This is a genomic window from Albidovulum sp. (assembly GCF_008933605.1).
GTDB lineage: Bacteria > Pseudomonadota > Alphaproteobacteria > Rhodobacterales > Rhodobacteraceae > Albidovulum.
The window spans coordinates 1-5109 of the sequence record NZ_WBUS01000194.1; the positions used below are offsets into that span (position 1 = coordinate 1).

At 67.9% G+C, this 5109-nt stretch carries 7 protein-coding genes and 1 pseudogene; 1 reads left to right on the forward strand and 7 read right to left on the reverse strand.

From position 1 onward, the window contains the following. Positions 1 to 314, forward strand: a 314-nt coding sequence (locus F9K34_RS16900; RefSeq protein WP_291338285.1) for a TOBE domain-containing protein, incomplete at its 5' end; no start/stop codon positions are given. Between the two features lie 70 nt (positions 315 to 384). On the opposite strand, the gene F9K34_RS16905 is transcribed toward F9K34_RS16900, so the two are convergent. From F9K34_RS16905 to F9K34_RS16935, 7 genes and pseudogenes are all read right to left on the reverse strand, one after another. Next, positions 385 to 1437: a GlxA family transcriptional regulator gene (locus tag F9K34_RS16905; RefSeq protein WP_291338286.1), complete on the reverse strand. Its 1053-nt coding sequence runs from the start codon at positions 1435 to 1437 to the stop codon at positions 385 to 387. Positions 1438 to 1453: 16 nt separating this feature from the next. Beyond that, positions 1454 to 2275, reverse strand: a complete 822-nt coding sequence (locus F9K34_RS16910; RefSeq protein ID WP_291338287.1) for a ferredoxin--NADP reductase — start codon at positions 2273 to 2275, stop codon at positions 1454 to 1456. A gap of 25 nt (positions 2276 to 2300) precedes the next feature. Continuing rightward, positions 2301 to 2636 (reverse strand): ferredoxin FdxA, encoded by a 336-nt coding sequence (fdxA, locus tag F9K34_RS16915; protein ID WP_291338288.1) that lies wholly within the window; start codon positions 2634 to 2636, stop codon positions 2301 to 2303. 150 nt (positions 2637 to 2786) lie between these two features. Further along, the gene (locus F9K34_RS16920; protein ID WP_291338289.1) at positions 2787 to 3371 is read right to left on the reverse strand and encodes an amino acid synthesis family protein; all 585 of its coding nucleotides are present in this window, start codon (positions 3369 to 3371) and stop codon (positions 2787 to 2789) included. Next, positions 3368 to 3949, reverse strand: coding sequence for an amino acid synthesis family protein (locus tag F9K34_RS16925; RefSeq protein WP_291338290.1), 582 nt, complete (start codon positions 3947 to 3949; stop codon positions 3368 to 3370). The genes F9K34_RS16920 and F9K34_RS16925 overlap by 4 nt, the downstream gene beginning before the upstream one ends. Then, a complete protein-coding gene (locus tag F9K34_RS16930; protein ID WP_291338291.1) occupies positions 3909 to 4826 on the reverse strand; it encodes a UPF0280 family protein in 918 nt (305 codons plus the stop codon). The genes F9K34_RS16925 and F9K34_RS16930 overlap by 41 nt, the downstream gene beginning before the upstream one ends. Further along, positions 4823 to 5109: pseudogene (locus F9K34_RS16935) on the reverse strand (6-hydroxynicotinate reductase); the annotation flags it as partial. The gene F9K34_RS16930 and the pseudogene F9K34_RS16935, both read right to left, overlap by 4 nt.

The following is a 5109-nucleotide window of genomic DNA, read 5'->3' on the forward strand; positions in this document are numbered from 1 at the left end:
GCAGGGTGGTCTTTCCCGATGGCACGACTGTGGCCGACCTGCCGGTGCACAGATCGACCGAGGGTGACGGCACCTTGCCGGCCGCACAGGTGATGGTGCGCCCGCAGTCGCTACGGCTGGCCGGCTCGCGCGAAGGGCTTCCTGTCCGCGTGCTTGATGTGACCTTCCTTGGCGATACCTCGACGGTGCAGTTCCGCACGGCCTGGGGGCAGGAGATCTGGATGCGCGCCGGCGCCGACGACATCGCGGCACTTTCCCCCGACGTGACCTGCGACGTCAGTTGGAATCCGGCCGAAAGCCACTTGTTCCTGTAAACCCGTCCCCGACGCGACCGGGCGTCTGCCCCCGCCCGGTCGGGAGCCGGACCACCGACCGGCCGCGCGGCTAGCGCAACCTCGATCGTTGGGCGACGGGCGAGACCCCGAAATGCGCGCGGTAGGCCTTTGAAAAGGTCGAGGGCGTGGCGAAGCCGCAGGCGACGGCCACTTCGGTGATCGACTGTTCGGTCTGCACCAGAAGGTTCCGTGCCCGGGTCAGCCGGGTCTCGATGATGAACCGCTTGGGCGAGGTGCCCAGATAGCGCAGGAACAGCCGCTCGAGCTGGCGCGTCGATATTCCCAGGGCGCTGGCGATCTGGCCGGGGGAAACCGCCTCTTCGATGTTTTCCTGGACGAGAGCCACCGCACGCACGAGGTGGGGGTTGCGCATCCCGTGGCGCGATTGCAGGGAAACGCGCTGTTCGGCCGTGCCTTCGCGCACGGCATTGTAGACCATCTGGTCGGCGACCGCGGTAGCAAGGTCGGGCCCGTGGTCGGCAGCGATCAGGTGCAGCATCAGATCGGCCGAGGCGGTTCCGCCGGCGGCCGTGATGAATTTGGCGTCCGCCACGAAGACGCCGCGCGTCAGACGGACCTCGGGGAAACGTTCGGCAAAGACATCATGGTATTCCCAATGGACGGCCGCCGCCTGCCCATCGAGGAAACCGGCTCTGGCCAGAACGCAGGCGCCCGAACAGATCGCGCCAATGGGCGTGCCGGCGGCGCGCTCGCGGCGCAGATAGGCGATGACATCGGGGGTGCTGGCTTGCTGCACCGCATCGCCCGACACCACGATCAGCCGCTCGATCCGGCCCGGCGGCTCCAGCCCCATGTCGACCAGCGTGACCGCGCGGTTCGAGCAGACTGCCGAGACTCCATCGCGGCTGGCCAGCCGCCAGCGATAGAGCGTCTGCCCCGAGACCCGGTTGGCGATCCGCAAGGGCTCGATCGCGCAGGAGAAAGCCAGATGCGAGAAGTTGTCGACCAGCAGGAAGACGAACTGCGATATCCGGCCCTCCGCCGGCGACGGCCTTTCCACGCCGGCCGCCGCAGCGCGACGGAGTGGCGCGGCCCGGCTGTCAACGTCAAGCCGGCGTTCGGCGTGATCGTAGGGTGCCATGTCCCCTCCCCGGGTGTCAGTCCACGAAGGCGCGTTCCACCACGAAACTGCCCGGTTGCGCGTTCGACCCTTCGATCAGGCCATAGCCTTCCAGCGCTTCCCTGGTGTCCCGCAGCATCGCCATCGAGCCGCAGATCATCCCGCGGTCATCCTGCGGGCCGATCGGGGGCACGCCAAGGTTGGCGAACAGCTTTCCACTTGCCATGAGTTCGGTGGTCCGGCCCATCACCGGATAGGGTTCGCGCGTCACCGTCGGATAATGGCGAAGCTGCGCGCGGGCCAGATCGCCCACAAGCTCGTCGTCCATCAGCTTGCGCACCAGTTCCACCCCGTATTCCAGCTCGGCGACCTCGCGGCAGGTGTGGGTCAGGATCACCTCGTCGAACTTCTCGTAGGTCTCGGGATCGCGGACGAGCGAGGCGAAGGGGGCGATCCCGGTGCCGGTCGAGAACATGTAGACCCTTTTCCCCGGCAGAAGCGCGTCCAGCACCAGCGTGCCGGTCGGCTTCTTGCGCATCAGCACCGTGTCACCGACCCGGATCCGCTGCAGATGTTCGGTCAGCGGCCCGCCCGGCACCTTGATCGAGAAGAACTCGATTTCTTCGTCCCACGAGGGGCTGGCGATCGAATAGGCGCGGTAGACCGGGCGTTCCGCATTCGGCAGTCCGATCATCACGAACTCGCCCGAGCGGAAGCGGAACGCCGCGGGCCGGATGATGCGGAACCGGAACAGCCGGTCGGTGTAGTGCTGCACCTCGGTGACCGTCTCGGCGTAGACGCCGGCGGGGATGTGGGTCGCGGCGTCGACTGCGTCGGAAAGGGGGGCGGTGTCGTGCATCCTGATCTCCGGTCTCTGGGGGCCGTCAGTGCGGGGCGGCCGGGTTGCGCGACAGCGCCGCCAGCTTGTCGGGTCGTTGGGCCCAGGCATCGTGGTCGGGCAGGGGGGCGACCCTTTCGCGGATGCCGGGCCAGATTTCCGCCAGTTCGGCGTTGATCGCCAGCCAGGGCTCGACCCCCGGTTCGGTATCCGGCCGGATAGCATCGACCGGACATTCCGGCTCGCAAACGCCGCAATCGATGCACTCGCCGGGGTGGATCACCAGCATGTTCTCGCCCGCGTAGAAGCAGTCCACCGGGCAGACCTCCACGCAATCGGTGTACTTGCAGGCGATGCACGCTTCGGTGACGACATAGGTCATGGCGGGCCTCATTTTCGTTTGCATACGAACGATAATGCCGTGACACTGGCTTTGTCAAGATCAATGAATGTCCGTGGAAATTCAGCAAGATGCAGGCAGCGGAACACACCCCGCCCGCAGGGGCGAGGTGCTTTGACCCTGTGGTCCGACCTAGCGCAACCCGTCCTTGCCGGTGATTTCCTCGACCTTCAGCCCGCCCACCCTTGGGAGGGGACGGCCGCTGTCGGTCACGGCCACGGCGACGACGATCTCGTTCGCGCGCGGCGCATCGTTGAAGCGGATCTCGACCCCGTCGAAATGCGAGCGCACGAAGGCCGCGTCCTTGTGGCCGAGCGGAATGTCCAGGTCCTGCCCCATGCCGCCGCGCTTTTTGGAGGACGGCACCAGGGCGGCGCCCTTTTCAACCGCCTTGCGCAGCGGTGCCCCCAGTTTCGGGTGCAGGATGGCGGCGGCATGTTCCAGCTCGCCGTTTTCGCCCACCATTGCGGCCTTGCCGTAGCTTTGCGCCTGATCGGGGCGGATTCCCAGTGCGGCCACGCATTTCTCGCCCAGAAGTGCGCCCAGTTCCTCGCCGATGTCCATCAGGTCGGACAGATCCTCGACATAGCGCCCGGCGAAGGGGTTTTCGATCACTGCGGCCGCCACGGCCTTGCGGGTGGGGGGCGTGATGGCACGGCCGGCTTCCTCGTGCGTTTCCTCGACCCAGACGCCCAGTTTGCGAATCCTTGCCTTCATCTCAGCCCGTCCTCTCCCTTGATCTGCGAGGCTTCCAGCCCGCCCGAGCGCGAATGCACACGCGGCCCGGTGGTCATCGCCAGGATCACCACCATCTCGTCGGCGCGCGGCGCGTCGTTCAGGCCGACCTCGATCGAATCGAAATGGCTGCGGACGTAGGAAGCGTTGACATGGGTGATCGGCACGTCGATGCGCGCACCCGCGCCGCCGACCTTCTTGGCCGAGGGCACGATCGCCTTGGCGCCGTTCAGCACCTCGCGCATGGCATAGCCGCCGGGGGCGTGCCAGAGCGCGCCATGTTCGAGTTCACCGGCCGCGCCGACCAGCGAGGCCTTGCCGTAGCCCTCGATCCTGTCTGCGCCGCCGAGCGCCGCCGCAAGCTGGTGCGCCATCTCCAGCCCGAGGGGGCGCAGGTCGTCCATGAAGCCCTGGATCTCGGGCTCATACCGCCCGGCGAAGGGGTTGCGGATCACAGCAAGCACGGCTCCGCGCCGGTGCGCATCGCTGCGGGGCGGGCCGCCTTCGTGAAAGATCTCCTCAAGCACAAGCAGCCGCTTGCGCACCTCGACCTTGGGCATGTGCCACCTCATCGATCTGTACCAATCCTGTGAAGCCGTCGCCGGCCAGCCGGGTCTTGCCTTGCAGGAACAGCGCCGCCCCCGCGATCAGGCCGCGCGCCAGCAATCCTTGCGCGTGTGCCGCGCCCGCGTCCAGCGCCCGTGTGATGTCATGGGGTGCAAGGGGCGGAACCCGCGTCACCACCCGCCGCGCACCAAGGTCGCTGTCGGGTTGCAGGTCACAGGCACGTTCGCGGCGGATGCCGGGATGGTCGGGCAGGTCGACGGCATTGGCGATCATCGTCGCGGCCGCATCGGCCTCGGCTGCCGTGCGGGCAAGGACGGTGACGCTGTCGGCGATGCCAAGGGAAAAGCTCCGCCCTCCCGCGCCACTTGTGGCGATGCCGCGGATGCCGTCTCCCGCCGCCAGCCGGATGCGCCCGAGGTCGCGCCCGTCCAGTCCCGCCATCGCGCTGGTGAAGCGGGCGCCGGGTGCCAGATGGATGGCAATGTCACCGCCGTTGTTCACATAGGCGCGCGACAGAGGCGCAGCGACGGTCATGGCGGCAAGGATTTCATCCGCCACCGCACCGGCCACGGCCGCCATGCAGGTGATGAAGCCGTCGCGTGCATGCGGCCGTACGGCCGCATGCATCCGGCAGGCGATGGGGCCTTGCGGAGCGGGCAGGGCGGGTGTCACCCCGGCGCGCAGAAGCGGCAGTTCGGCCACCAGTTCCGCAAGAAGCCCGTCGAACCGCGCGGCGGCAGCGGCAAAGGCGCGCTGCCGCCCGGTCGCGGTCTGCGCATCGGCCCCGATGATCAGGTCGATCGGCCCGTGCTGAAGATGCAGCCGCACTCCGCCGTCGAGCAGCGCCGCGAACGGCCCGCCCCCGGTCATGGCGTGGCGTCCCCCGGCCAGCGGAAGTGGTGGCGCGCCATGGGATCGTCGCTCTGGCCCGACGGGCCGACCCGACGCATGCCTTCGGACATGTGGTTGCCGGAAAGAACCTCGTCAACGGGGCGGACCTGATCGGCATGGCCGCCAAGGGCCACGTAATCCGACAGCCGCATGGTGAACTCGATCGGCGCGACCAGCGCGGGCGTCGGCACATAGCCGAAGGAATTGCTGGGCATCTCGGTCACGTCCACCATCACCGTGATGCCGCCCCCGGGCCAGACAT